The sequence below is a fragment of the Pseudothermotoga sp. genome, assembly GCA_025060105.1.
Taxonomy (GTDB): Bacteria; Thermotogota; Thermotogae; order Thermotogales; family DSM-5069; genus Pseudothermotoga_A.
Genome location: JANXCS010000005.1, coordinates 1 through 26,732 on the forward strand (window position 1 = coordinate 1; position 26,732 = coordinate 26,732).

General features: G+C 44.4%; 25 protein-coding genes. 9 read left to right on the forward strand and 16 right to left on the reverse strand.

Going from position 1 to position 26,732, the window contains the following annotated elements:
* Window positions 1–113 precede the first annotated feature (113 nt).
* The 10 genes from NZ875_05800 to NZ875_05845 are packed head-to-tail and all read right to left on the reverse strand — an operon-like array spanning window position 114 to window position 10,669.
* Window positions 114–2,690, reverse strand: coding sequence for a glycosyltransferase family 2 protein (locus tag NZ875_05800; GenBank protein ID MCS7175248.1), 2,577 nt, complete (start codon window positions 2,688–2,690; stop codon window positions 114–116).
* Window positions 2,691–2,736: 46 nt separating this feature from the next.
* A complete protein-coding gene (locus tag NZ875_05805) occupies window positions 2,737–3,198 on the reverse strand; it encodes an MOSC domain-containing protein (GenBank protein MCS7175249.1) in 462 nt (153 codons plus the stop codon).
* Window positions 3,182–3,655, reverse strand: a complete 474-nt coding sequence (gene moaC / locus NZ875_05810; protein MCS7175250.1) for a cyclic pyranopterin monophosphate synthase MoaC — start codon at window positions 3,653–3,655, stop codon at window positions 3,182–3,184. The genes NZ875_05805 and moaC overlap by 17 nt, the downstream gene beginning before the upstream one ends.
* Window positions 3,656–3,658: 3 nt before the next feature.
* Window positions 3,659–4,618 (reverse strand): radical SAM protein, encoded by a 960-nt coding sequence (locus tag NZ875_05815; protein MCS7175251.1) that lies wholly within the window; start codon window positions 4,616–4,618, stop codon window positions 3,659–3,661.
* Complete coding sequence (locus NZ875_05820; GenBank protein MCS7175252.1) at window positions 4,588–6,249, reverse strand: amidohydrolase family protein; 1,662 nt, start codon at window positions 6,247–6,249, stop codon at window positions 4,588–4,590. The genes NZ875_05815 and NZ875_05820 overlap by 31 nt, the downstream gene beginning before the upstream one ends.
* On the reverse strand, window positions 6,227–6,979 hold the full coding sequence (locus NZ875_05825) for a nucleoside phosphorylase (GenBank protein MCS7175253.1): 753 nt from the start codon (window positions 6,977–6,979) through the stop codon (window positions 6,227–6,229). Before NZ875_05825 ends, NZ875_05820 begins: the two co-directional genes overlap by 23 nt.
* Window positions 6,980–6,981: 2 nt before the next feature.
* Window positions 6,982–8,040, reverse strand: a complete 1,059-nt coding sequence (locus NZ875_05830; GenBank protein ID MCS7175254.1) for an ABC transporter ATP-binding protein — start codon at window positions 8,038–8,040, stop codon at window positions 6,982–6,984.
* Window positions 8,041–8,050: 10 nt separating this feature from the next.
* Window positions 8,051–8,830 (reverse strand): ABC transporter permease, encoded by a 780-nt coding sequence (locus tag NZ875_05835; GenBank protein MCS7175255.1) that lies wholly within the window; start codon window positions 8,828–8,830, stop codon window positions 8,051–8,053.
* Window positions 8,827–9,603, reverse strand: a complete 777-nt coding sequence (locus NZ875_05840) for an ABC transporter permease (GenBank protein ID MCS7175256.1) — start codon at window positions 9,601–9,603, stop codon at window positions 8,827–8,829. Before NZ875_05840 ends, NZ875_05835 begins: the two co-directional genes overlap by 4 nt.
* Before the next feature lie 43 nt (window positions 9,604–9,646).
* Window positions 9,647–10,669 carry an ABC transporter substrate-binding protein gene (locus tag NZ875_05845; GenBank protein ID MCS7175257.1) on the reverse strand — a complete coding sequence of 341 codons (1,023 nt, stop codon included), beginning with the start codon at window positions 10,667–10,669 and terminating at the stop codon, window positions 9,647–9,649.
* A 293-nt stretch (window positions 10,670–10,962) separates the two neighbouring features.
* Here NZ875_05845 and iolB point away from each other — a divergent pair, with 293 nt between their 5' ends.
* From iolB to NZ875_05890, 9 genes are all read left to right on the forward strand, one after another.
* On the forward strand, window positions 10,963–11,805 hold the full coding sequence (gene iolB / locus NZ875_05850) for a 5-deoxy-glucuronate isomerase (GenBank protein MCS7175258.1): 843 nt from the start codon (window positions 10,963–10,965) through the stop codon (window positions 11,803–11,805).
* 10 nt (window positions 11,806–11,815) lie between these two features.
* Entirely contained in the window at window positions 11,816–12,586 is a 771-nt protein-coding gene (gene kduD, locus NZ875_05855) for a 2-dehydro-3-deoxy-D-gluconate 5-dehydrogenase KduD (GenBank protein MCS7175259.1), read from the forward strand.
* A complete protein-coding gene (locus NZ875_05860; GenBank protein MCS7175260.1) occupies window positions 12,583–12,915 on the forward strand; it encodes a cupin domain-containing protein in 333 nt (110 codons plus the stop codon). The genes kduD and NZ875_05860 overlap by 4 nt, the downstream gene beginning before the upstream one ends.
* 20 nt (window positions 12,916–12,935) lie before the next feature.
* Window positions 12,936–13,889 carry a TRAP transporter substrate-binding protein gene (locus NZ875_05865; GenBank protein ID MCS7175261.1) on the forward strand — a complete coding sequence of 318 codons (954 nt, stop codon included), beginning with the start codon at window positions 12,936–12,938 and terminating at the stop codon, window positions 13,887–13,889.
* A gap of 50 nt (window positions 13,890–13,939) precedes the next feature.
* Window positions 13,940–14,431, forward strand: coding sequence for a TRAP transporter small permease (locus NZ875_05870; protein MCS7175262.1), 492 nt, complete (start codon window positions 13,940–13,942; stop codon window positions 14,429–14,431).
* Complete coding sequence (locus NZ875_05875) at window positions 14,428–15,819, forward strand: TRAP transporter large permease (GenBank protein MCS7175263.1); 1,392 nt, start codon at window positions 14,428–14,430, stop codon at window positions 15,817–15,819. Before NZ875_05870 ends, NZ875_05875 begins: the two co-directional genes overlap by 4 nt.
* 521 nt (window positions 15,820–16,340) lie before the next feature.
* Entirely contained in the window at window positions 16,341–17,183 is an 843-nt protein-coding gene (locus tag NZ875_05880) for a glycoside hydrolase family 28 protein (GenBank protein ID MCS7175264.1), read from the forward strand.
* A 121-nt stretch (window positions 17,184–17,304) separates the two neighbouring features.
* Window positions 17,305–19,755 (forward strand): ABC transporter permease, encoded by a 2,451-nt coding sequence (locus tag NZ875_05885; protein MCS7175265.1) that lies wholly within the window; start codon window positions 17,305–17,307, stop codon window positions 19,753–19,755.
* Between the two features lie 11 nt (window positions 19,756–19,766).
* The gene (locus NZ875_05890; protein ID MCS7175266.1) at window positions 19,767–20,462 is read left to right on the forward strand and encodes an ABC transporter ATP-binding protein; all 696 of its coding nucleotides are present in this window, start codon (window positions 19,767–19,769) and stop codon (window positions 20,460–20,462) included.
* A 249-nt stretch (window positions 20,463–20,711) separates the two neighbouring features.
* On the opposite strand, the gene NZ875_05895 is transcribed toward NZ875_05890, so the two are convergent.
* From NZ875_05895 to NZ875_05920, 6 genes are read right to left on the reverse strand one after another with little or no spacing between them, the layout of a single operon-like run.
* On the reverse strand, window positions 20,712–22,871 hold the full coding sequence (locus NZ875_05895) for a beta-glucosidase (GenBank protein MCS7175267.1): 2,160 nt from the start codon (window positions 22,869–22,871) through the stop codon (window positions 20,712–20,714).
* Entirely contained in the window at window positions 22,858–23,058 is a 201-nt protein-coding gene (locus NZ875_05900; protein ID MCS7175268.1) for an alkaline shock response membrane anchor protein AmaP, read from the reverse strand. The genes NZ875_05895 and NZ875_05900 overlap by 14 nt, the downstream gene beginning before the upstream one ends.
* Complete coding sequence (locus tag NZ875_05905) at window positions 23,058–23,864, reverse strand: ABC transporter ATP-binding protein (GenBank protein MCS7175269.1); 807 nt, start codon at window positions 23,862–23,864, stop codon at window positions 23,058–23,060. The genes NZ875_05900 and NZ875_05905 overlap by 1 nt, the downstream gene beginning before the upstream one ends.
* Window positions 23,861–24,859: an ABC transporter ATP-binding protein gene (locus NZ875_05910; protein ID MCS7175270.1), complete on the reverse strand. Its 999-nt coding sequence runs from the start codon at window positions 24,857–24,859 to the stop codon at window positions 23,861–23,863. Before NZ875_05910 ends, NZ875_05905 begins: the two co-directional genes overlap by 4 nt.
* Window positions 24,856–25,698, reverse strand: a complete 843-nt coding sequence (locus tag NZ875_05915; protein MCS7175271.1) for an ABC transporter permease — start codon at window positions 25,696–25,698, stop codon at window positions 24,856–24,858. The genes NZ875_05910 and NZ875_05915 overlap by 4 nt, the downstream gene beginning before the upstream one ends.
* Before the next feature lie 3 nt (window positions 25,699–25,701).
* Window positions 25,702–26,718 (reverse strand): ABC transporter permease, encoded by a 1,017-nt coding sequence (locus NZ875_05920; GenBank protein ID MCS7175272.1) that lies wholly within the window; start codon window positions 26,716–26,718, stop codon window positions 25,702–25,704.
* Between the last annotated feature and the right edge of the window lie 14 nt (window positions 26,719–26,732).

Below are 26,732 nucleotides of genomic sequence, written 5' to 3' on the forward strand. Positions count from 1 at the left end.
AGTTGAGTTCGATAGCTGAGAGTTTGGTGGAACAGGTGAGAAAGTTCAAGTTTTGATGTGTGAATCGAATGTGAAAAAGGGCGCAAGCGCGCCCTTTTTGTGTTTAAATTTTGCTATTTTCTCTTCACCCATACACACCTCAAACCACGATCAAAAAAGAATTCCTTGATCACATCGTAACCAAGCTCAGAAAGCTCTCTTTTCATTCGAGCACTTGAGCGCAGGATCCTGAAGGCTGGATAATACCAAACGGGATCGTTTCCATCTGAAAGGTTGGGAAAATGATGAAAAATCAAGGCTTCTTCGGCGTTGGAAAGAATTTTGTTAAGTTCAACACTCGTTTCAACACCCTCAACAACGATTCGCTTACCAGATCCGACTGTGAGCTCTATTCCAAGATCTTCGAAGATGTGATGGAAGCTTTCCAAAATGTCTGTTTTTTCAACATTGTCCCAGTGCGTTTCGAGTAATACCTCACGAAGTTGGGCTTCTTTAACCTTCACGTGCGATTCTATACCAAATTCTTTCTCAAGATCTTTGTAAGCTTTTATGGATTCATCCACGGGAAAAGGTATGGCGTAGAGTAAACCGTCTTTAGATCTCTTCCATACTCTCACTGGATGTATAACACCGAGCGTGGAGAATTTCTCAGACACGTTTCCAACCCAGACGATAGGATCTTCCTTGCCGAACCAGTTCAACGTTGTGTTCGGATAAAGTCCACTGTAAGTGAATCTTCCAAAAGCTATGTCTGCAAGCTTTTCATTTTCCTCAACGGCCTTTATGTGGTGAGTGATCGCTTTTTCTTTGTCGAACTTGCTGTAAAATTTTGCGAGCCGATAGTGATACATCGGAAACTTCGAAGGATCTTTGATTTTATTCAAAAGTTCAACGGCTTTTTCTGGTTTTTCAGTATGCACTGCAGATACGTAGAGTGCCACATCGTTACTTGAGATCAAATAAAGCTTGGACAATTCGTTACCAACGTACTTTTTGAAATCTATCATGAACTCCTTTTGGCTGGCGTAGAATTTGTAAAGTTCCTCATAAACACCCTCGATGGTTGGATCGAGTCTAGTTTTGAGATCCTCCACGATGGGTTTTATAAACTGAGAAAGCTCTGGGACGAGCTGTAAGGCGTCTCTATAAGCTCTGACCGCTTCGAGAAACTTTGATTCTTTCAACAGATGATCTGCAAACAACGCCTTCGCAATTCCTTTTATTAAAACGTCGTCATCTTCCACAAATTTTTCCACGAAACGTTTTCTTTCACCCTCTGGAAGGACTGTGTAGACGAACAGCAAACCTCCCACACCGTTTTCCTTGACGAGTTTTTCGAGTTGAGATTGACAAATGAACTCGAGTAAAAGGTCTTCTCCAGTTTGTACACGTTTGAGCAGGTAGTAGGAAAACGGTGTGATCTGTTTCAGAACTATTTCTTCAACCTTCACTGGAATGTTTTTCTCTACGATTTTTTCGTAAAGAGGTTGTGCATTGAGCTGTAGATTCTTTCTCCTTGCGAATTCTATGAGTTTTTTCAGCCCGGTGAAGCTTTTCTCGACATCCTTGCTACTCGCCTTGATGAGCAGATATTGGACTAAGTCTTCTCGAACGTCTTCGTCTCTGTCGAACCTTTCCAAGGCGAGTTGATTAAAACGGTCGTATTCTTCCAACTCGATCGAAGCGATCATAGCTAGAATATCTGCGGTGGGTACATCCTTAAAGCTCATGATAGTCCAGCCGAACTTTTCTATGTTTGCAGAAGCTTGTTCAACAGCCTTCTTGAATTCTTCGTAGTGTTTCAAAAGCGATTTCCAGTCACGCTTTTTGAAATCGACATGTATCAAAGCAAGATACGGATCTGGATATTCTGGAACGGCTTGAACCGCAGTTTTTGCGAGTTGTTGGGCAAGTTCATACAAACCTGCGTTCAAAAGATCTATGGAGAACAAATAGAGGAACTCTAAACCTATGGCGGGTATCGAGGTGAGTCTTTTCAGAACTTGCAGCGCTTCCCATCCCACAGCTGCAGCTTCATGGAGTCTACCGCCTGTTTTTTCCGTCTTGTAAAGTTGTATAAGGTAGTACAATTTTTCTTGATCATTTCTGCATTCTTGGAGATGTTTTCTTATCAAAGTTCCAGTACGTTCATATTTCTGCTTTCTCAACTTTCTGGTCCAAATGTAACCGTAATGGTAGATTAAAAAGTTCGCGTTCACCACCTTCGGTTTGTAGATGGCTTGGTTGTGCACGATATTTTTGTAATAGACTGTTCCGTTTCGGAAGATGCGTGGTGTAGAGGCAGTTTCAGTTCTCTTGAAATCCCAATCCAGATAACTCAAGGTCGGTAGATAAACTGTATTCACATCCTTTGGTAGGCTTTGGAGAAAGGATCTTATGTTCTTCCTGAATTCTTCGGAAACTTCTTCGTCCGCGTCGAAAATGAACACCCATTCACAACTGGGATACTTCAGGGAATTATTCCTCGCTTCAGAAAAATCGTTCTTCCAAGGATGAAAGTAGAGTTTATCTGTATACTCACGCACTATCTGTGGTGTTCTATCCTTAGAACCTGTGTCGACGACGATGATTTCATCGACAACATCCTTGATACTGTCTAAAGCTCGTCTTATGTTGTATTCTTCGTCTTTCACGATCATCGCCACCGAAAGCAAACATCTCCTCTGCAACGAGCACACCTCCAATGAATTGTTCTAGAGGTTGAAAAATTGTTCCTCAACGCTCCGGCAGAACGAACAAAACCTCGTCTTTGGGCCTCACGACACCACCTTTCAACACTCTGAGGAATATCCCTTCACTGGGCATAACACATTTCCCCACCGACTTTGCTATAGCACAACGATCATGACATTCCTTGCCCACTTGTGTCACTTCCAAGATGGCTTCGTTTATGTAAACCTTCGTTCCGATTGGGAGTTTATAAACTTCCACACCATCGACGGTGATATTCTCGGCGAAATCTCCAAAAGAAACTTTTATACCCCAACTTCTAGCTTTGTCGATACTACTTTTAGAGAGCATCGAAACCTGTCTGTGCCAATCTCCAGCGTGTGCATCACCGTGAACACCGTGATTTTCCACTAGGATGATGTATTCTTGCGGTGTTTTCTTTACACCTTTCACTTTCGATAGATTCACAGAGAGAACGACTCCGACCAGTTCACCTTTTCCATTCACCAGACTTTCCACCCGCTTTGTAAAGAAGACAGATCTCTTCTATAACCATCTCCCGATCGATCGACTTGCACATATCATAGACAGTGAGCGCAGCAACAGAGGCAGCAAGCAGTGCTTCCATCTCAACACCCGTTTTTCCAACATTTTTGACCGTGGTTTTTATCATCAAAATTCCATTCTCTTCATTTGCCTCGAACTGAACATCCACATGCGAAAGGTTTATATTGTGACAAAGCGGAATGAGCTCAGAAGCTTTCTTGGCAGCCATTATACCAGCGATCTTCGCAACGGTGAATACATCGCCTTTCTTGATGAAACCTCCTACAACAGCCTTGAGTGTTTCAGGTTTCATCTTCACCCTTGCTTGAGCGATCGCCGTTCTTTCTGTGTCCATCTTTTGAGAGATATCGACCATTTTCGCGTTGCCTTGTTCATCTAAATGTGAAAAACTTTCCATTTTCTAACCTCCAAGTTCTCTCATGTTGCTTTGAACGAAACTTTCGTTCATATTGTGCCTCAAAGGTTTGCTTTCCACAGTGGAGCGGAGAATCATCAACAGTTCTTCTTTTGAACCAGTTCGATTCAAAAGTTCTCTCAAATCTATGCAGAAGCTCGAACCCAAACATGGATACAATTTACCTTCACTGCTCACTCTGATCTTGTTGCACGAACTACAGAAATTCTTGCTGAGAGCAGCGATGATGCCAACGTAATTACCGTTCTTCGTAACATAGTAACTCGCAGGTCCAAAACCAAGCTTCACGTTCACAGGCTTCAATTCGAAAGATTCCAAACGCTTCATGATCTCACTCAAAGGAACACTCTCATTATTTTGACCGATGGGCATCAGCTCAATGAACCTGATGGGAATCTTCAATTTACTTGCAAATCGAACCAAATTTGGAATTTCTTCCACGTTGTATCGATTCACAACGCAATTGAGTTTAATGTTCAGTTTTTCTTTCAAAGCAGCTTTGAGGCCGTCCAGAACGTCACTCAATTTCGCTTTCGTGATTTTGTAAAAGATTTCTTCATCTAGACTGTGAAGCGAGAGATTTATGTTGCGCACATGGAATTTACTGAGAATCTTGACGAATTCCTTCAAGCGAGATCCATTGGTAGTGATGGAAATATGAAAATTCTTTGAGAACAGCTCGAGTATCTGTGGCAAGTCTTGTCTGATTAAAGGCTCTCCACCTGTGATTCGAACGTGTTCTATACCCAACAAGGAGAAGAGCTCAGAAAAGCTTTTCAATTCGTTCAAAGTTAATTCGTGAATAATCGTTCTGTTTGAAGAACAGAAAAAGCAATCGAAGTTGCACTTACTATTGACAGATAAACGTAGGTAATTTATGTTTCTCCCATGTTTGTCGTACATACCAAGAAAGATTATACAATCGAGTTGGACAACAATTTGCAAGATTCTACGTCCACGATGCCAAGGTCAGAGAATTTGAATCTGGGACTCAGGGTGAGGGTGAGAAAAGAAAAGAACAAGAAAGGTTTTCTGTGTCGTACGCCGTTTTCTCTTAGCTTTTCTTCTATACCTTTCAAAATTGATGATACCTCCTCTACAGCTCGATCACTGATGATCCCACCAATTTTTAAAGGCAATCTCATCAAAGTTTGTCCATCATAAAAAACAACACCACCATTCATTTTGAGCATTTCATTGGCAGCAAATTCCATGCATTTAGCACATTTACCGACAACTAAAATATTGTGAGCGTCATGCGCAAAACTCGAGGCGATGGCACCACGTTTCAGGCCAAAACCTTTCAGAAGACCCACGTGTCCCTTCGGTTTAGAAAATTTTCTGTGAAACACAGCGACGTTGACAAAGTCACCATCAACAAAGCCGTTTTGAACAGTGAGTGTTTCTTCGCTCAGCTCAGTGAAATTGTTCTCATCGTTCGCGACAATAACTCTCAGTTTTCGAACACCATCTGAAACGTTTGTCAGTTTGAAATCATCCACATCGAAGTGATCGATGAAGATCGAATTGGGCAAGGAGGTGGAATGCTTTGGAAACTCCAGCTTTTCAATATCAACACCGTTCACATAAACTACACTTGGCTTAAGATTGGTTAGATCTTCACACGTGAAGAAACATGCTCTCTTTCCTGGGGCTATGACTCCAAAATCTTTTAAACCAAGATACATCGCTGGTCTGATCGTGGCTGAGGCTATCGCATCGATGGCGGGCCAGCCGAGCTCGATAGCTTTTGAAACCAAAAGATTCAAATGGCCCTCGACGAGCTTCGAAGCTGGAACATCATCGGTGACGATCAAAATCCTCGAACGATCGTTTAGATTCCTGACGAAGTCAACGTTTTTTTCGTTGAGCGATTTTTCCTGAAGCATCACGCACATGCCTTTACGTAGCTGTTCGGACAGTTTTTTCGGATTCGTGAGTGTGTGATCTGAGCTCACACCGTAGGAAATGTACTTAGAGAGTTCTTCACCAGTGAGCGTTGGGCAATGACCTTCGATCAGTAAATCAAATCTCTTTGCAGTTTCAACGATCTTCAAAAGCTCCTCATCTTCATTCAAAAGTGCACGATAATCCATCAACTCACCGAGTGCTAAAACATCAGGCATTTTCGCGAAAAATTCAACATCTTCATGGGTGATCGAAGCGTTGGGCGTTTCAAGATTGAAACGAGTTGGTGGCACACAACTCGGAATGGCTCCGTAGAATTTCAAAGGTTGTAAAGAGCCTTCTTCGAACATGAAACGAACGCCATCAATTCCAAAAACGTTGGCCATCTCGTGTGGATCTTGAAGCACAGCAACTGTACCATGCTTCAGAGCAATCCTGGCGAACTCGTTACATCTTATCAAACTGCTTTCCACATGCATATGGGCATCTATGAAACCTGGTAGACAGTAAAGTCCTTTCAGATCGATCACTTCAACAGGTTCATTGATGGTTACATCACCTTCTTCGACGAACTCGAACTTGCCGTTTTTCACCGAGAACCAACCATGAAAAACTCTTTGAGTGGTGACATCCACTATCGAACAATTAAAGAATATCTTTCTTTCCACTCCTATCCTCCTCGATCAATATCTCTACAGCCTTGATGGTCACATCGATGGCTCTTTTCTCCGCCACACGGAACAATTTTTCTTTTTCCTCCAAACTTGGCTGAGGTTTGAGCCATATGTTCGAATCCGTTGCCAAGATCGCACCAGTTCGAACGTGTTTCACACTGCCTAGGATGAACGTTATGGCACACTCTTGTTCTGCAGCCACAACACCACATTCCCTCAAGAACTCGTTCAGATTCTGATCTTGAACATAATAAGCATCCCGTGTATAGACAACGCCATGGTAGAAATCGTATCCTAAGTATTTTGCCGCTCTCATCAAAGCCAAAGTCACCCTCAGATCGGCAACGGCAGGGAATGGCGCCGGAGCGTAAGCATGGGATGTACCTTCACCACGATAAGCTGCCGTCGCGATCACGAGTGAGCCTATGGGCATATCGGGCTGTCTGGAACCTGCCGAACCTACACGGATCAAAGTCTTCGCCCCAACCTTTATGAGCTCCTCTATCGCTATCGAAGCCGAAGGACCTCCGATGCCCGTTGAACACACACTCACTTTCACTCCATTCAACGTTCCCGTATAGACATGGTAAGCGCGATTCCTAGCGATCAAGACAACATTTTCCAATCTCTCGGCGATCTTCTCGGCCCGAGCTTCATCTCCCGGTATGAAAACGTATTCTCCCACGTCACCGAACTTACAGCGTATATGCTTTTGAATCTCCATATCTATTCCTCCCTCAACACTAGAAGATCTTCCGGTGGAACGTGCACAAAAATCTTCGAGCTATCCGGAATATTCGACGAAACATCCGATTCGACAGAAAATTGACGTTCCTCCAATTTCAAAATGAGTAGGACGGTTTCACCTTGGTACAACTTGGAAAGTAGTTGGACTTCGAAGGAATTTGGAGATTCCTTTTGAACGATTTTCATTCTTCTTGGTTTTGCGAAAAGCACGACTCTATCTCCAGGCTTGATTTCACTGGTGATGCGTGCCATGAACGATTTGTCGCCACAGATAACTTCCGCGAAGTTTTCGCGAATCGTTCTCACATGACCTGTCGCCAACATTTGAAAACCCATGAAGCTGGCAACAAATTTGGTTTTTGGATTGAGATAGACATCTTGGGGAGTACCGACTTGTTCGATCTTTCCATCTCTCATCACCACTATTCGATCTGACAAAGCCACCGCTTCGGATTGATCGTGAGTAACGTAGATCGTTGTGATCGCAAGTTTTTGTTGAAGTTGTCTCAGCTCACTGCGCATTTCAGCTCTGAGGTTCGCATCGAGGTTCGAAAGCGGCTCATCCATGAGAAGCAGATCTGGTTCAATCACTATAGCTCTGGCTATGGCCACGCGTTGTTGCTGACCTCCTGACAACTCTGAGGGAAGTCTATCTTCAAAACCTGAAAGTCCAACCAGTTCAAGAGCATCCCTGACCTTTCTTTCTATCTCTGCTTTTGGCAATCTCCTCATTCTCAAGCCGAAAGCAACATTTTCAAAAGCGTTCATGTGAGGAAAAAGCGCATAATTTTGAAAGACTATACCGATGTTCCTTCTGTGTGGAGGCACGTTCGTGTAGTCTTTTCCATCCACTATGACCTTGCCCTCGATGGGTTTGAGAAAACCTGCAACTACTCTGAGCGTTGTAGTCTTGCCGCAACCGCTCGGACCGAGGAGAGAAACGAATTCACCTTTCTGCACGGAAAGGTTTAAATTTTTCAGCACTGGCTGATTTTTCTGATAAGCCACCGTCAAATTGATCAATTCCAAGAAAGCCACGGTTCATCCCTCACACGAATTTGGAGATTCCAAGGAGTTTTTGAGCGATCAACACTATCACCAAAGTTAAGCCTATGAGGAGAGTAGAGAGTGCAGCGATGCTGGGATTGTAATAGTATTCCATGTACGTCATCATGACGATGGGTAGAGTGTTCACACCAGGTCCACTGAGAAACAACGACACTGGAACCTCGTTGAAAGAAATGATGAACGTCATTATGAATGCGGATATCATTCCAACCTTGATGTTCGGCAAGACCACAAGAAAGAAGCTTTTGATGGGATTCGCGCCAAGACTTTGAGCGGCTTCTTCGACCGAGATTGGCAGGTTCACCAAGCTGGCGAGAGTTGATCTGATAGCGTATGGAAGAACGATCGCCGTATGGCCTATCAACAGTGTTGTCTCGATCGAAAATATACGCAGCAGCACGAAAAATCTGAGTAACGCCAGCCCAGCCACCATGCCTGGCACTATCGAAGGAGAAGTGCTGATCAGTTCGATCAACCTCTTTCCCTTGAAGTCGTATCTGGAAGTAGCATACGCAGTCGGGACTCCAAGCAGGAGTGATAGAAAAGAAGCTAAAAGTGCGATGCGTAAGCTCAACAACAAGCTCTTTTGGAACATGGACATACCGATGACTTTTTTAAACCATGATAGGGTGAAACCGGTGGGTGGGAATCTGAGCGTCGAGCTGGGTTCGAAAGAAGCGAAAAAGATTATCAAAAAAGGACCAAGCATGATGGAAAGCGCAACAACGAGGGAGAACACCAACCACTTGCTCTGCGTCATTTTTTCACCCCGATCGTGCTGATAGCTCGCGAAAGAGTGTTAACAGCAACCGTGCTGAGAAACATGATCACAGCTATCACGGTTGCCATGGTCCAATCCAGTGTGATTGAAGCTTTCTGATAGAGCAACGTGCTCAACATGAGCACACGACTGCCTCCAAGGACCGCTGGTGTCACATAAGCAGTGATGCAACCTGTGAAAACCAACGTGCAACCGGTCACGATACCCTCACTCGTTAAGGGTAAATAGATTCTCGTGAACAGATTGAAAGCGCTGGCCCCGAGACTTCTCGCAGCTAACGGCACATCCTTAGGTAAATTTTCCAACGCGCTCGTCAAGGATATGACCATGAGAGGCAAAAAAAGCTGCAACAGACCAATGAAAACAGCCCCGCGCGTGTAGAGTAAGCGCACGGGGCTGTCCGTAAATTTCAGAGTGAGCAACAGATTGTTTATCAAACCTTCTCTTCCCAACACGGCGTGCCATGAAAAAGTTCTGGCCACGGGATTAGTCATCAATGGGAATACCAACAGCGTCATGAGTAAACTTCTGAGCGAATCGTTCTTAACACTCACCACAGCCATGGCTGCAGGATAACCTATAAGTAACGCCACGAAAGTTACCGAAAATCCCATCAAAAGACTTCTCACATAAACTGTGCGCGACAATCTCTGTCTAAAGAATTCCAAGTACCTGTGTACGACCCATCCTTTGGTGGGTTGATACACACTCTCAGCGAACATCGCCAGTAATGGTAATAAGAAGAATATCACGAGAAAAGCTAAACACGGTAACAGGAGGAGATACCTTTTCATATCACTGTGCGATCAGTTCATTCCACTTGCTGATCCATTTGTCGTAATTTTCCACGATGAACTTGATGTCGTAAAAGACTAAAGATTTGATGTGTTCTTCACCGTAGGTGAGTTTTTCAGCTATTTCAGGTGGCACTTTCACCTTGACGTTCACAGGTGAATCGACCAGATCCATCGCCTCAGCGAGTTGTACTTCATAGCTGATCAAAAAATCGATGTATTTGTATGCACCATCCAGATTCTTTGCACCTTTCACTATGCACAACACGTTCGTAAAACCGAGCATACCTTCTTCGGGCACCACCCAAGCGAGCGGCAATCCGGTCTCCAAGAATTGACCCCAAGAAAAGCGCGTGACTGGGGCCATCCAAACTTCACCCATCTTGAAGAGGTTGATCAACTCGGAGGAAGTTTTGTAGAAAGTCACCACATTCTTCTTCAGCTCTGCCACTTTCTGGAAGGCAGCTTTCAACTCAGGATCATAAGCGTTCCCAGCAAAGATCTTGTTGAAATGCATCATCATGACGGGACCTTGGGTGGTGGTGATATCTGGCAAACTTATGCGTCCAGCCACATCTTTCGACCAGAAATCTTTCCAAGAAGTGATGGCTCTTTTGATTTTGTCCGTTCTATAGACTATGCCCATGCTGTAAACGGTGTAGCCTATGGCGTAGTTACCACCTATTGGATCCTTCGCGAAGTCGTAGATGTCCTTGTAATTGCTCAACTTAGAAACGTCAATTGGTTGTAACAAACCATTCTTAACAGCGAGCATGGCAAAATAATCCGCAAAATGTACCACATCTATCACGGGATTGTCCTTCTGAGTGATGAGTTTGCTGAGTCTCACAGAGTTGTTGCCTAGTTCTCTTTCGATCTGGATACCGTACTTTTCGAGGAAAGGTTTCGTGATGTTCTTGTCTAAAAGATCCAAGTTGAATCCCCACGTGGACACGTTGAGCTTTTGGACACCGAGTACGAACACTACCATCAATGCAATCAAAAGCACAAAAAACTTTCTCATGAACATCCCTCCCACAGTTTGTTTGGAATTATTTTACCTCCAATGTGTGAAGAGTTTTTGACTGAACATGATCGCAAATGTTGTTCAACTTTACTGACAGGAAATGATCTTAGAATAAAGCATAAAAGTATGAAAAAATGAGAAAAATGGTAAAAGAACAAGCAAAAAGATTTTTCTCAACGACTAGTTCGTCTTTTTAGAGAATATGCGAATCTGTTTGTGTTGATCTTTCTTTGACCGACAGATAAAATAATATTTTGAAACTTAAAACCCATCGCAAGGAGTGATTTTTTGTGAACCAGCATTTCTTCAACATATCATCTTCAAAGCCACACTTTGTCAGCGAACCGCCAATGAATGGGATGAAATACCTTGGTTTCGAAAGGATCGTCCTTGGGTGTGGGAATTCTCACACTGCCAACAGCGGGGATTTTGAGATCTTCCTCGTCGTTCTTTCTGGAAAATGCGATGTAAAGGTCAACGACAAGGATTTTTCCTCGATTGGAGAGAGAAAAAGTGTATTTTTGGGTAAACCATATACGGTGTACATCCCACCGAGATCGGATTACTCGATCAAAGCCATCGGTTTCACTTGCGAATTGGTGCTCGCCAAGGCCTTCGTCGGTGTCAAGAGTGATATACCAGCCTATTTGATCACACCGAACGAAGTCGCAGCTGGCAAATGGGGTATTTCGAACTATTCGAGGACTTATCATCAAATAGCTGTGGATGATAAACATCCCGCGGTTAAGCTCATGGTGGGTGAAACCTTCACGCCCTCTGGAAATTGGTCTACTTACCCTCCGCATCGACACGAAAGACACAATCCTCCAGAGGAGGTTTTCCTTGAAGAGATCTATTACTATCGAGTAGATCATCCAAAAGGATGGGGTATAGCGAGGCACTACAGTGATGATGGAACTATAAACTTCGCAGAGATCATCAAAGACGACACACTGCATCTTATACCCAAAGGCTATCACACAGCGGTTGCCGCACCGGGCTTCACGGTCTACTATCTGTGGTTCTTGGCTGGAGAAGAAAGAGTGCAGATACCTTACGTAGATCCAGACATGAGATTCATCGATCAAGCTACTAAGATGATCAAAAACATCGAAGATAACCTCTCGTTATGAGGTGAAGTTGATGAAAGTTTTGGAAAGCTTTTCTTTGAAGGACAAAGTCGCCATAGTGACCGGTGCTTCCAGAGGTTTAGGACAAGCGATGGCGATCGCTCTAGCCGAAGCTGGAGCGGACGTTTTGGGTGTGAGTAGAACCATCGAGCAACAGCGAGAAACAAGGCAGATCATAGAATCTCTTGGAAGAAGATACGTAGCGGTTGCACTCGATCTTCGCCAGCTTGATAAACTATCAACGATATTCGACATCGCTTTGAAAGAGTTTGGGACGATGGATATTCTCGTGAACAACGCTGGAATCATCAAGCGCGCCCCAGTGACGGAATACAGTGTTGAAGATTGGGATGAAGTGATGGATGTGAATTTGAAATCGGTGTTCTTGCTTTCTCAAATGTTCTCAAAATATTTGATAGAGCACGGCAAAAAAGGAAAGATCATCAATGTTGCCTCCATGCTTTCGTTTCAGGGGGGTATTTACACCACTGCATACACCGTCTCAAAACATGGCATACTTGGTTTGACGAGGGTATTTGCCAACGAACTCGCGAAGTACAACATCAACGTGAATGCGATCGCGCCAGGTTACATGGTCACTGACAACACGGAAGCTTTGAGAAAAGACGAAAAAAGATACACAGAGATTCTCTCAAGGATTCCGATGGGTAGATGGGGACTACCGGAGGATCTGAAAGGTGTGGTGGTGTTTTTGGCGAGCGAAGCTTCAAACTACGTTACTGGTGCGGTGATACCAGTGGATGGAGGTTGGTTGTCCAGATGAGAACGTTCGGACATGCAAACGATGTAACTGCCAAAAAGGTCAAAGAAGGTATAGAGATGCGAGTCTTAGTTTGGTCTGGAAAACTCATGATGACGCATGTGAGTTTCAAAAAAGGAAGTGTTGGAGATTTGCACAGTCATCCCCATGAGCAAATCAGTTACATAGTGGAAGGGGAGTTCCTCTACACCGTTGGGGAGAAAAAATATCACATGGAAGCTGGTGGAGCCATTTATGTGCCTAGCAACGTGAAACACCAAGTCGAGGCCTTGACAGATGGTGTTCTGCTGGATGTCTTTACACCGATAAGAGAAGATTATTTACCACAATGAGTGGGTGAGGAGGTGTTTGTATGAGGAGGTTGCTGGTTGTACTGTTGGCTTCTCTGCTCGTCTTTGTCGGCATAGCTGCACCGATCGTGCTCAAAGCGGCAGACGTTCATCCACATGGTTATCCAACGGTAGAAGGCATCAAAATGATGGGTAAAGTCATCGAACTCATGACGAACGGTAAGTACAAAGTCGAAGTGTACGCGAGTGGACAACTTGGAGACGAAAAAGAAGTGATCGAGCAAACGATCATGAATGCGATTCAAATCGCACGCGTTTCAGTAGCACCGGTTCAAACGTTCTACAACCCAATTGGAGTTTTCACGATGCCTTATCTGTTCAGGGACGAAGATCATTACTGGAAAGTCCTGGAAGGACCGATAGGTGAGGAAATCTTGAAAGGTCTCGAAAAGATAGGCCTAGTTGGTCTATGCTACTACGATGCCGGTGCAAGAAGCTTTTACACCAAAAAACCTGTGCAGAAACCAGAAGATTTGAAGGGTATGAAAATAAGAGTGCAAGCAAACGAAGTCATGATAGCCATGGTGAACGCACTCGGTGCCACAGGCGTTCCGATGGCTTATGCCGAAGTGTACACGGCTTTGCAAACGGGTGTCGTAGATGGTGCCGAAAACAACCCACCATCTTACTACACGGCGAGACATTTCGAAGTCGCACCCTATTATTGTCTGGATAGTCACACGAGAACTCCCGAAATCGTGCTGATACCTAAAGCGCTGTGGGACAAATTGACACCTGAAGAAAAGATAATCTTCAAAACAGCGGCTTGGGCTTCGGCACAATATCAGAAGTATCTGTGGAAGAAGATGGAAGAAGAAGCACTCGCAGCCGTTGAAAAAGGTGGAGCGAAGATATTTAGACCGGACATCACAGCTTTCCAGAAACTCATGCAACCTGTCTACGACAAATTCCCACAGTATAAAGATCTGATCCAAAGGATCCAAGCAGTCAAATGATCTTCAGCTGGGCGCACTCCTGCGCCCAGTCTTTTCAGAGGTGGAACACCATGAGAAGAGCGCTGGAAAGGTTGCTACATTTGGTTGAAAATGTCATCGTATATTTTTCCATCATCGGCTTGATGTTCATGGTTGTCATAGTTTTCTATCAAGTAATAGGAAGGTATCTTTTCAATAGACCACCAAGATGGACCGAGGAAATCGCTTTGATAATGATGATTTGGATCGCCATGCTTGGGGCAGGTGTGGGCTTGAAAAACGATATACACATGCGTGTTGAAGTGTTCATGAACGTTTTTCCAAAGTCAATTCAAAGACTCGTTGAGATCGCCATCATGATCCTCATAGGATATTTTGGAATCCAAATGACTCGATACACTCTGATCATGATTCAAAGACTTCCAAACAGGATGCCTGCGACGGGAATATCCGTGAGGTGGATGTATCTACCAGTGGCCGTATGTGGAGTCTTATTGGTGGTGTGCGTTGCCCTGAAGATTTTAGAACAACTTGCTCTGCTGAAGGGTGAGAGAAAACAATGAAAAAGATTCTCTCGTACGTCTTTGGTGCGATCATGATCGTTCTTCTAGGAATACTACTCGCTTTCATGTTGAGATTACCGATGACACAGAATGTTCCTCGCGAAGAGGGGGGAAGGATTGTTTTATTCAGCTCTTTTGTGCTCTTCATGATGTTCAGAATGCCCATAGCCTTTTGCTTAGGTATTCCCGCTCTACTAACGGCGATATATTTGAGACTCCCTGCCATGGTAGTTTTTCAGAGGATGAGCGCAGGTATAAACGCTTTTTCTCTGATAGCTATCCCGTTCTTCATACTCGCTGGTCAAATCATGGCCGAAGGTGGCATTGCACAAAAAATCGTGGAGTTTTCAAACATACTGATCGGTCGCGTACGCGGTGGCCTTGCGATGGTGAACATACTCGCGAGTATGTTCTTTGGAGGAGTGAGTGGTTCCTCCGTTGCTGATACATCTTCCATCGGTGCTTTCTTGATCCCCATGATGGTCCGTCAAGGGTACGATAGGGACTTCTCGATCGCTGTGACGATAACTTCTTCCACACTCGGGATCATCATCCCCCCGAGCCACAACATGATCATCTATTCGCTCGCGGCAGGTGGTGTTTCGGTCGGCGCACTGTTCATGGCCGGTTACATTCCTGGAATCATGGTCGGATTGGCTCAGATGCTCGTCGCTTACATAATTTCAGTGAAGAGAAATTATCCTATCGCTGGTAAAGTTGGCCTCAAAGAAGCGCTCATCATAACACGAGATTCCATCCTCGGCCTTCTGGTTGGTATCATCATCATAGCGGGCATCATCTTCGGAGTGTTCACAGCCACAGAAGCTTCCGTGGTGGCAGCGGTTTATGCATTGTTCATCACCGCGTTCGTCTACAAAACCATGGATCTCAAGAAGCTGCTCAGAACCTTTCAAAGCACAGCTGTGGTCATCGCAATGGTTCTGTTCATCATAGCGAGTTCTTCCGCTTTCGGTTATCTCTTAGCTTATCTAAAGGTGCCAGCGCTCGTGGCTGGTGCTCTGACGAGCATTACGACGAACAAGTATGTTCTTTTACTGCTCATCAACCTGATGCTTCTGTTCTTAGGCATGATCATGGATATGGCCCCGCTCATTTTGATAACCACTCCCATCCTTCTGCCGTTGGTGCGTTCGCTGGGAATTTCACCGGTACAGTTCGGTATCGTCATGATGATCAACCTTGGTATAGGCTTGTGTACACCTCCCGTTGGGACAACGCTGTTCGTTGGATGCGCTATAGGAAAGAGCACGATGGAGAGAGTGGCGAAAGCATCCATACCCTTCTATTTGGCCATGATAGCCATCCTGTTGCTCGTCACTTACGTTCCTTGGTTCACCATGTTCCTGGGAGGTAGGTTCGCCCGGTGAGTTTTCATAACGAGCTGGCTGAGAAAGTAGCACGAGAGTTCAATGAAAAATTTTTAGCCAACGTTTCTGAGCCAAAAATACCTTCCAGAGAATTTCTGATCGTCGATTTTGGTGCTGTTGCGAACGGTAAAAGCGACTGCACTGAGATTTTCAACAAAACCATCAAAGAAATTTCAAAACGAGGCGGAGGAAGGATCATTATTCCCGAAGGTGTTTACCTAACTGGTCCGATACACCTCGAGAGCAACGTTGAACTACACCTTCAAAACGCTACGATCAAGTTCTACACTGACCCAAAAAAGTACTTACCAGTGGTACTGACAAGATTCGAGGGTATGGAACTGTACAACTACTCTCCCCTCATTTACGCGAATGGCAAAACCAACATAGCGATCACGGGACGGGGCGTTCTGGATGGCCAAGCGAGCGAAGAGAATTGGTGGATCTGGAAGGGTAAAGAAGAGTTCGGCTGGAAGGTTGGTATGCCAAATCAATTGAAAGATGTGGCGAAACTTACAGAGATGGTGAAAAACGGTGTGCCGATCGAAGAAAGAATTTTCGGTGAAGGCCATTTCTTGAGGCCAAACTTCATTCAGTTCTACAACTGCAAGAACGTACTTTTGGAAGGTTTCGAGTTGATCAACTCACCTATGTGGTGCATTCACCCCGTGCTGTGTGAAAACGTGATAGTGAGGAATGTTAAGGTGCGCAGCAGAGGACCAAACAACGATGGGATAAATCCAGAGTCGTGCAAGTATGTCCTCATAGAAAAATGTTTCTTCGACACGGGTGACGATTCGATCGCCGTGAAGTCTGGTCGAAATGAAGATGGGAGACGCATAGCCGCTCCGTGCGAGTACGTTTTAGTACGTGACAACGTTGTGCTGAGCGAGAAAAGTCATGGTGGATTCGTCATTGGCAGTGAAATGTCTGGCGGTGTACGAAAACTCATGGCGTTGAACAATTCTTTCATCAACTTGGAAAGAGTGTTGAGAATAAAAACTAATTCAAGAAGGGGTGGTTTCGTCGAAGATGTGTATTTCTTTGACAATGTGGCAGTGAACGTATCGGAAGAATTCATTGTGATCCACCTTGATTATGACAACGAGGTCGGCGATTTTCCACCCACTGTGCGAAACATCTTTGTGAGAAACTTCAAGGGCATTCGTGGCAAGTACGGAATAAGAATCAAAGGTTTGGAGGAATCGAAGGTACTCAATGTGCATTTGCAAGATTGTTCTTTTGAGGATGTCCAATCAGCAATGGAGCTCAGCAATTGCCAGCTTTTCTTTGAAAATGTTAGGATTGGGAGAAACTTTCTTTCGAAAGCAACGTTGGAAGGAAATGTGAGGATGTTTCAATAACTCCCCGAACACTTCTGCTTGGATTCCCTAGAAAGCCCACTTGAATGGTACAATCCTTTTAAGGAAGCAAGGTGAAATTTTGCTCAAAACGCTTTTGAAGATCGCTTTCAGAAATTTTTCGATGCGTTTTAAAACCACCCTCGTTCTCATACTCGGTATCTGTGTACCTTCGATGTTGCTCGTCGGAGGACTATCCCTCAACGATTCGATCAGCCGTTTCATGCAGAAGAGTTTTTCCACAAATTTCGGTGCGGCGGATGCCTACGTGGAAAATAGGCGAAATAACATATTTTTCAAACTCCCACTCGATCGAGAGATCTTGGACGAACTGAAAAACGAAGAAGAAATCTCAGCCATTCTCCCGGTAGGGGAGACGCTCGGAAGAATCGAGTTCAACGGTCAATTGAAAGACTGCCTCGTTATAATGGTAGATCCAAAGTCGTTGAGTGAGTTCGTTGGAAAATTCGTTGATCTGTCAAAAGGTACTATCGTTTCAAAAGACCTCGCACAAGCTATGAACATCTCTGAAGGCCAACTCATCGATTTGAACGTTGGGAGTGGGGGAAAACAACTGAGGGTACACCAAATAGGCAAAGAAGGCTTTTTGAACTTTCGAGGAGAAAATCTGCACTACGCTGGAACGATTTTCATCGACAAAGATCAATTTCAAGGGATGTTTCCCTTTCCCACGAGAGTTTATCTAAGTCTCAACCTTCCAATCGAGCAACAAGAATCCTTCGTTGAGACGTTGAAAAGCAAATTCAAAGTGAACGCGGTTGCTATGAAAACGCGTTTGTTGAATTCCCCAGCCAGCAAAGCACTGGGATACCTTACGATCGCATTCAGTAGCTTTTCCATAGTTGCTTCATTGGTCTTGGTATACATATTCGCGCAGAGTTTCATCGAAGAACGCAATCCAACTATAGTGACGATGAGAATCCTTGGTATGAAAACAAAGCACATATCTTCAACCCTCATGGTTGAAGGGACTGTGTACATGTTTGTGGCTGGATGTCTTGGAAGCCTTGTGGGCATCTTTTTAGGTAAGTACTTGCTGAACAGGTTACAAAGTTTTACAACCATCTTCATCGACAGTTTTGCCTCGATCTTTTCACAGCTAGAATTTCATGTGTCTCCATCGACGATTTTGATTGGTGTTTTTGCCGGACTTGTCCTTCCTCTATTCATGTTTTCATTGAGGGTAATGAGTTTGACTCGAAAACCTCCGATTCAAACGTTCACAAAGAGAAGTCAAGGTACTCTCCGCATTTCCAGTTCGATCAAGGTTTTAAGTTTCCTTTTGGGTTTATCCGTTATAGTCTTACTCACGTTTGTACCCACAACTCAACCCATAACGGCTTGGAAGTTGTTGCTAAGAGGTGTAGGATTCTTTCTGGCGAGTTGGTTGGTTTGTTTACCCGTGCTCAGTTTTATAAGGAAGGTTTTGTCTCGATTTTTCCATAAGAAATCTGTTTCAATTTTTCTTGCACTTTCTTATGTAGAAAGAAACTTGAGAAGCACTTCTGTGGTGGCTGTAATGTTTGGTTTGATCGTCTTTGTCATGATCATCGTCATCACCATTCCATACAACGTCGAACGATTCATCGAAGATAAGTTCAAAACAGGCTTGTTTGGTTATAACTTCATGGTGATTTACAATCCTTTGAAACTTGTTTTCTTAAAAGAAGAAATCGACATCACAAAAGATCTAAACGAACCCACTAGGGTGTACATCGCTCAATTCGAAGATGATCTCATCGCGTTCGTGGATGAAAATTTTTTGAAGACAGCCACTGTGCCCATAGAGACAAACAAGAAATGGAGAGAACGATTGCTACATCCAAACACGATCGTTTTGGGGTACACCAATGAAGAGAAGAAAAATCTGGCAAAAACGATCAGCGGTACCATCAAATCACCCTTCAGGATCGGTGGAAGTGAGAAGATGAGTTTCGAAGTGATCGATACTTTCGACATGAGAAAATTGATGGTCCCAGTCAAATACATCGCATCGATCAACAGTTTACCCAAAAATGCAAGATCGATCCCGATCGTTCTTGGGAAAGTAGAACCACGAGCCGTCTCAAAAGTCAAGGAATTTTACTCTAAAAGATTCGATTTTCCTGTGCACATAACAGAAGAATTGAACAGACTCTTCTCTGGAGTTGATTTGCTCGTTCGAGTGGGTGTAACACTGCTCTACTTTGGATTGATGAGCGGTTTCAGCGGAATTGCGTTCTATACCTTGAGGAACATAATGGTGCGAAGACGTCTCACGGGAGCATTGAGAGCCATAGGTATGACATCCAAAAGTGTTGCAAATGCTTTCATTTTGGAAAGTTTGACGATAGCTTCTGTGGGTGTAGTAGTTGGCTTGCTTGCTGGTTTCCTCGAATCTAAGGATGTCACCAAGACAATCCTTGGGATGTTTGGATCTGAACATTTTGTTTTTCCTATTTGGCGACTCTTCAGTGTGGTATCGGCGATTTATGTCGTTGTGATCTTGGTGATCTTCCTAGCTGTGAAGTTCTTTCGAGCGAACTTAGCCGAATCGCTCAGAACACCAGAGTGAGGAGGAACGTTGTGATCGAGGTTAAAGATCTTTACAAAGTCTACGGTAAAGGGGAAAACCAAGTAGAAGCGCTCAGAGGTATTAATCTTTCGATAGAGCGTGGAGAATTTTTGGCGATCTTGGGACCGTCTGGATCTGGAAAGACGACACTTTTGAATTGTCTGTCTGGTATAGACTCACCCACGAAAGGTGAAATCTTTTTCAACGGGATCGCTTTTCATTCGCTCGGTGAGGAAGAAAAGACCAAGCTCAGAGCGAAGCATATGGGTTTTGTCTTTCAATTTTTCAATTTGATTCCCGTTCTCACGGTGCTCGAAAACGTGGAACTTCCACTCAAAATACTCGGTGTAAATCACAAACAAGGAAGAGAACGTGCCATCGAAATGCTCAAAAAAGTCGATCTGCTCGAAAAGATAAACAGATTCCCATCACAACTTTCAGGTGGTGAACAGCAGAGAGTGGCGATAGCAAGGGCTTTGGTACACAAACCAAGCATCGTTTGGGCAGATGAACCCACGGGCAATCTCGATTCCGAAACTGGGTTGATGGTGATAGAGTTGTTAGATAAGGTGCGTGCCGAGCACGGAACGACTTTGGTCGTGGTCACCCACGATGAACGCATAGCAAGAAGAGCAGATCGTGTTCTCATCATGAGGGATGGAAAGTTTGTAAAAGAGGAACCGAACCAAAAGAGAATCACAACTTGACTTGAAAAATATTCTTTTGAAGCTGTATCAACAGTTCTACGGTTGTGTGTCTCATGGAATCGAGATGTTCTGCAAATTGAAATAAGCTCGATCGATGACACTCACAGCATCGCTGTGAAGATCGTGAACGTTTACAAAACTTCTACCCCAAGATCGATCAAAATTTAAACCTTGCAGTTTGCAACACGAGCAAAGCTCGCTTCGATCTGAGAGTTTCGAATGATATTGAGCGTAGTTCAAATCGCAATGTTAGGGATTGAACCTCTTTTCTTCGAGAGGAACTGTTCCTTTCAAGCGAATATCCCTCGAGGAAGATCCTATCCTTATTTCGTACTCACCACCCTCGATGATCCATTCTCCGCCATCGAAACTTGCAAGGTCTTTTACAGGTATGCTCAGTGATATTCTCTCAGTTTGTCCGGGAACTAAAAGCTTTGTTTTGTGGAACTCTTTGAGTTCTTGTAATGGTTTGTCTAATCTTCCTTTCGGAGCTTTGATGTAAATTTGTGCAATCTCTTTGCCTGCAAAGTTTCCAACGTTTGTCACCGCGAAAGAAATTTTCAATGCATTTTTTTCCAGAAAGACTTTCAGCTCGCTGTATTCAAATTTAGTATAAGAAAGGCCAAAGCCAAATTCGTAAACTGGTCTCACACCGAACGTGTCGTAGTATCTATAACCAACGTATATATCTTCTTCATAAACAACCCTCTTTGGATCCTGTCTTGGTTCACCTGGAAAGTTCCACGAAGGCACATCATCGTAATCCATTGGGAATGTTGTTGGAAGCTTTCCGGAAGGATTGATCTTGCCAGACAAAACGTCCGCGATTATCCTACCTGTTTCCTGACCCGCTTGCCAAACAAGAACGATCGCATCTACGAGATTTTCCCAACTCGCAATTTCAACGGGGCTACCTATGTTCAAAAGAACGACCACTTTCTTTCCAGATTCATGGAAAATCCTCGACACAGTTTCAACAAGCTTTCGCTCATCGTTGGAAAGATAGAAGTCGCCTTCCACAGGTTTTCGATCGTATCCTTCACCAGAGATCCTGCTGATCACAATGATCGCCGCATCGTTCTTCGAAGCTAATTTTTCTATTTGTTCTTCTTTCAAGAAATCCTCAGGAAGCTTTGGCCTTATGGGTGTGCCCCAAGGATCCCTTCTGACTTTGTAATCCTCTTTGCAACGCATTTGTTCGATGTAATCCTCGTAGATTTTTGCGAGTTTTTCATCAACACAAAACTTTCCTTCTCTCAAGCCTTCAAGGATCGAGACAGTGTAACGTGGATGCGTATCACCGCTACCTGTGCCTCCTTTTATAGTCTCGATTTGTCCAGTTCCAAATAGAGCGATCCTCTCAGCTTCATCCAAAGGAAGGACACCTTTGTTCTTCAACAGAACTACACCCTCGCTACCCGCCTCGTAAGCAATCTTTGCGTGTGCGCTCAAATCTGGACTGTTTGAGTATTGATAATTCTTAAATGAAGGACTGTTCATCAGAGTTTTCAAGATGTTCTTCACGCATTGATCGAGTTTTTCTTCGCTCAATCTTCCTTCTTTTATAGCTTGTAAGATCTCCTCTATTTCGTCTCTCCTTTCCCTGTTCACTTGGTAGGTTTTTCCAGGCATGATGAGATCGTTTCCTGATTTGAGTTGTTCTACAGGATTGTCACCAGCGTACCAATCGGTCATCACGAAACCATCGAAACCCCATTCCCCTTTGAGTACTTTTTTAAGAAGCCATTCGTGTTGGGAACAATATTTTCCGTTGAGCTTGTTGTAGGCACTCATCACGGTCCAAGGCTTCGACTTTTTCACAGCGATTTCAAAAGCTTTGAGATATATCTCTCTCAAAGCTCTCTCTGACACGATCGTATCTACGGACATTCTGTTCGTTTCTTGCTCGTTCGCTACGAAATGCTTCAGACAAGCTCCAACACCTTGGGACTGAACTCCTTTGACGAACGCCGCAGCCATCTCACCAGAAAGTACGGGATCTTCTGAATAATACTCAAAATTTCTCCCACACAAAGGGTTTCTGTGTATGTTCATCGCGGGAGCGAGGAGGATGTCTACGCCGTACTCTCGCACTTCTTCACCCATAGCCTTACCGACGCTTTCAACGATTTCTCTGTTCCAAGTAGAAGCGAGCATCGAGGCGATGGGAAATGCGGTGGCATGATAGGTTCGTTCGTCCCCTTCCCTCGTCGGGCTTATTCTGAGCCCGGCTGGTCCGTCTGCCAAACGCGCCGAAGGGATATTCAATCTGACTATTGAATGCGTCTCACCAGCGACTCCCGTCACTTTAGAGGCAGGATTACCAAATAAACCAGGAATTCCGACTCCAACAACGATTCTCACTTTCTCCTCCAGCGTTAATCGAGGAAGAATCTCACTCAGGTTCATCGTCACGCCCCCTTCTTCGCTTTTCTCGAAAGATCAAAATGATCAAGAAAAGAGCGGTGAGAATCAAAAGCACTACATTCAAATAGAACTCGAACGGTCTAATTCCACGTTGAAGATAATAAATCAGTACAAACAACTCGAGCACCAACGCCCACGCAAACAAACCAAGCAAAGCACGTGTGCTCATCACACGTCTTCCAATTTCCTGTAAAGTTTGGGTATGCTGGCAACCAGCGTCTTGGCATAATTGTGAGTCGGTTCGAGCACGACTTTATCTGTGTGACCATGCTCGACGATGCAACCATCCTTCATGACAAAGATTCTGTCCGAAACGTAGTAAGCGAGTCCAAGATCATGGGTTATAAAAATTATCGATGTGCCCCGTTCTTCTCTCAGTTCCATGAGGAGTTTTATTATCCCCCCTCTGCAGGAAGCATCTATCATCGAAGTCGGTTCATCAGCCACGATGAGTAGGGGTCTTAAAATCCAGCATCTGGCTATCATGATCCTCTGCTTTTGACCACCAGAAATCTGATGTGGATATTTCCCCAGAACGTCTTTCGGATCAATGCCCACCTTGATGAGTGAATCTTTTATGATCGCCATCGCTTCCTTTCTGTTCGAAGGCTTTCTTTCAAGAAGACCGATCGCTTGCCACAGAGTTCTCTCGACAGGATAGAAGGGATTGTAACTCGCAAATGGATCTTGAAAAACTGCATGTACTTTTCTTCGGAAATCTTTCAACTGTTCTTTGTTACTTAAATCTCTCCAAACGTCTTTTCCCTCAAAGAGGATTTCTCCCGATGTTGGTGGGAGCAACCTCAGGATCATCTTGGCGGTGGTCGTTTTGCCAGAACCACTTTCCCCCACGAGCGAGATGATCTCTTTTTCGTTGATTTCGAAAGACACATTCTTCACGGCTTCTATGCGCTTCTTGGAGAAAAAACCTACATTGAACACCTTCGAAAGGTTTCTGACAACGAGTCTATTCATGTTCTCTCCTCCGCGTACAAAAAGCAAGCAACTTTTCTTCCAGGTTCGATCTCTTTCAAGATAGGCTCTTCTTTCTCGCAAATTTTCATCACATGAACACACCTTGGATGGAACCTACAGCCAGAGGGTGGATCTATCAGATTGGGTGGCGTCCCTGGAACAACCACGATACCCCTTTTCTTCACTTCTGGTTCTGGTGTCAAAACAGAATTGAGTAAACCTTGGCTGTATGGATGCAACGGTCTTTCGAGGATCTTCTCGATTGGAGAGATTTCGACAATTTTTCCTGCGTACATGATGATCATCCTGTCTGCAATCTGTCTGACGGTGGCTATGTCGTGCGTTATGAAGAGGATACTTTTTATCACATTGTGTCGTTTCAACTTCATCAAAACTTTGAGAAACACCTTCTGATTCACCACATCGAGTGCTGAAGTTGGTTCATCGGCGATGAGGAGCTTCGGATTCAAGATAGTCGCTATGGCTATCACAGCCCTCTGCTTCATACCCCCGCTCAACTCGAACGGATATCTCTTCAACCACACCGGGTCCAAGCCGACTTCTTGAAATCTCTCCCTAGCTTTCGAAAGTAACTGTTTCTCTGGTATTCGATGAGACTCAGCAAGATGTTTTATGTAACTTTCTATCTTTATCGTAGGCATCAGTGCGTTCATGGCTGACTGAGGTATAATAGAGATTTCTTTACCCCAGAATCTCTTCTTGACTTCATCCCGAGTCAAAGAAGAAATCTCGTTTGGTACTCCATTCACTTTCAAAACGATCCTCCCACCGATCAAAATGAGTGGCTTCAGCACGTTCATGAACAGTACGTTCGAAAGAGTCGTTTTTCCACAACCAGATTCACCCACAACACCGACCACTTCGTCTTCGAAGATTTCCAAAGTCACCCCGTCCACGGCTTTGACGAAAATTCTTCCAAGTTTGTAATAGGCCTTCACATCTTCTGCTTCTAAAAGTATCTGCTTCACCTTCATTCCTCCCTGAGTCTGGGGTTGAAAACTTCGTCCATCGCCGTACTCACGATCATCAAAGATGCAGTGATCGCAACGATCGCAACTCCGGGTGGGACAAACCACCACCAGAGCCCTCTTCTCACAGCTTCCATCAGTACCGCCCACTGAAGCATGATCCCAAGGGAAGTTCCTTTCGTCGGTCCAAGACCTATCAAACTCAACGCCGCTTCACCGAGTATCCCACCGTTTATGAAGAGCACAAAGGACATGAACGCGTAAGTCGCTATCGTGGGGATCAGATCTTCAACTATCAATCTCAAGTCGGAATAACCAGCCAAGATTGAAAGATAGACGTATTCTCTAGACATAACGCTCATGAGCTGAGCCCTTATAGCCCTCGCGAACCAAGGCCATTGGAACAAACCCAGTATGATGGCGATCATTTCAACGCTTCTGACTCTGAAATAACTCGCTATTAAGATGGCTATCAAGATGGATGGCGTTGTCAAAACTATGTTCGTCACCGCCATGAGAAGATCGTCCGTCACACCTCTCTTAACTGCTGACAAGGTACCAACGATGGTTCCAATGGACAGAGAAATTATGGCGGCAAGAAAACCAATGTACAGGGAAGAACGTATGCCATTCAAAAGTTGTGCGAGGATGTCTCTCCCATAGGTGTCCGTACCCAATGGATGTGAAATTGAAGGTGGTTTCTCGTAGTCCCAGCTCATTTCCATAGGATCCACCTTGTACACTGATGGGCCGAAGATGCCTAGGAGCAAGAAAAACAAGAATACGGAAAATCCCACCGTGAATTTTTTGCTCTTGAAAAGAGGCTTGATCATCGTTGCGAACACGTTTCATTCCTCCTGCCCAATTCTTATCCTTGGATCCACAAGGGCATAAATGAAGTCGACTAAGAAGTTGGCCAAATAGATGGATGCTATCAACATCACGAAGATACCTTGTATCAAAGGATAATCGAGTGTCGTTAAAGCCCTGAAAAGGAGATAACCTGTTCCTGGATAGTTGAACACGATCTCCGTGATCAGAGAACCTCCAAGGATACCCCCGAGTTGCAACGCGAGTCCTGTTATCTGTGGAAGCATTGAATTTCTGAAAACGTATTTGAAAACTCTTCTATCTTTCATGCCCAAATACTCTGAAAACATGGCATAATCACTTCCAAGTTCGTAAGTGACCATCAGTCTCATTCCAATGGCCCAACCTCCCATGGCCGATACCACTATCGAAGAAAAGGGGAGTATGTAGTGTTTCAGAACGTTCAATACAAAAGACCAGCTGAGTGTCGGGATGAGCCCTTGAGAGTAAGCACCGTGTGTCGGTAGGATCCTCAACCTCACCGCAAAAAAGAAGATGAAAATCATGCCGAGCCAGTAATAAGGAATCTGTGAGACCACGAGCGAAGAGGTGAGCACTGCCTTATCGATCCAAGTGTTCCTCCTGTAAGCTGCCAAAGCCCCAAGACCGTTTCCTAAAATCCAGGCAACGATCGTTGCCGGGAGCAACAACATCAAGGTCCATGGAATCACTGGAATTATCAGATCCACCACTTTTCTTGGATAAAAGGTTATGGATGTTCCCAAATCCCCTCTGAAAGCCTTACTCACGAATTCAATGTACTGACGATACCAAGGTTTACCGAGTCCGAACTCTTCCATCAAAGTTTTTTCAGCTGCTCTTATCGCTTCAGGTTTCGCCTGAGCGATCTGTGAGAGATTGGCAAGAATTTGAGCAAGTGGATTACCCGGGATGGCACGTGGAAGAATGAAAACGATCGTGGTTGCCACGATGTAAGTAATGAGCAGAAAAACAAAACGTCTAATGAGATACCTGACCATCGACTTGGAGACCATCGGCACCTTCTCCT

Excerpts from the sequence above, each read along its gene's own strand:
- moaC (MCS7175250.1), bottom strand. The coding sequence starts at position 3,655 with ATGGAAAGTTTTTCACATTTAGATGAACAAGGCAACGCGAAAATGGTC.
- NZ875_05825 (MCS7175253.1), bottom strand. The coding sequence starts at position 6,979 with ATGGAGATTCAAAAGCATATACGCTGTAAGTTCGGTGACGTGGGAGAA.
- NZ875_05835 (MCS7175255.1), bottom strand. The coding sequence starts at position 8,830 with ATGACGCAGAGCAAGTGGTTGGTGTTCTCCCTCGTTGTTGCGCTTTCC.
- NZ875_05845 (MCS7175257.1), bottom strand. The coding sequence starts at position 10,669 with ATGAGAAAGTTTTTTGTGCTTTTGATTGCATTGATGGTAGTGTTCGTA.
- kduD (MCS7175259.1), top strand. The coding sequence starts at position 11,816 with ATGAAAGTTTTGGAAAGCTTTTCTTTGAAGGACAAAGTCGCCATAGTG.
- NZ875_05860 (MCS7175260.1), top strand. The coding sequence starts at position 12,583 with ATGAGAACGTTCGGACATGCAAACGATGTAACTGCCAAAAAGGTCAAA.
- NZ875_05865 (MCS7175261.1), top strand. The coding sequence starts at position 12,936 with ATGAGGAGGTTGCTGGTTGTACTGTTGGCTTCTCTGCTCGTCTTTGTC.
- NZ875_05870 (MCS7175262.1), top strand. The coding sequence starts at position 13,940 with ATGAGAAGAGCGCTGGAAAGGTTGCTACATTTGGTTGAAAATGTCATC.
- NZ875_05875 (MCS7175263.1), top strand. The coding sequence starts at position 14,428 with ATGAAAAAGATTCTCTCGTACGTCTTTGGTGCGATCATGATCGTTCTT.
- NZ875_05880 (MCS7175264.1), top strand. The coding sequence starts at position 16,341 with ATGGTGAAAAACGGTGTGCCGATCGAAGAAAGAATTTTCGGTGAAGGC.
- NZ875_05885 (MCS7175265.1), top strand. The coding sequence starts at position 17,305 with ATGCGTTTTAAAACCACCCTCGTTCTCATACTCGGTATCTGTGTACCT.
- NZ875_05895 (MCS7175267.1), bottom strand. The coding sequence starts at position 22,871 with ATGAACCTGAGTGAGATTCTTCCTCGATTAACGCTGGAGGAGAAAGTG.
- NZ875_05900 (MCS7175268.1), bottom strand. The coding sequence starts at position 23,058 with ATGAGCACACGTGCTTTGCTTGGTTTGTTTGCGTGGGCGTTGGTGCTC.
- NZ875_05905 (MCS7175269.1), bottom strand. The coding sequence starts at position 23,864 with ATGAATAGACTCGTTGTCAGAAACCTTTCGAAGGTGTTCAATGTAGGT.
- NZ875_05910 (MCS7175270.1), bottom strand. The coding sequence starts at position 24,859 with ATGAAGGTGAAGCAGATACTTTTAGAAGCAGAAGATGTGAAGGCCTAT.
- NZ875_05920 (MCS7175272.1), bottom strand. The coding sequence starts at position 26,718 with ATGGTCTCCAAGTCGATGGTCAGGTATCTCATTAGACGTTTTGTTTTT.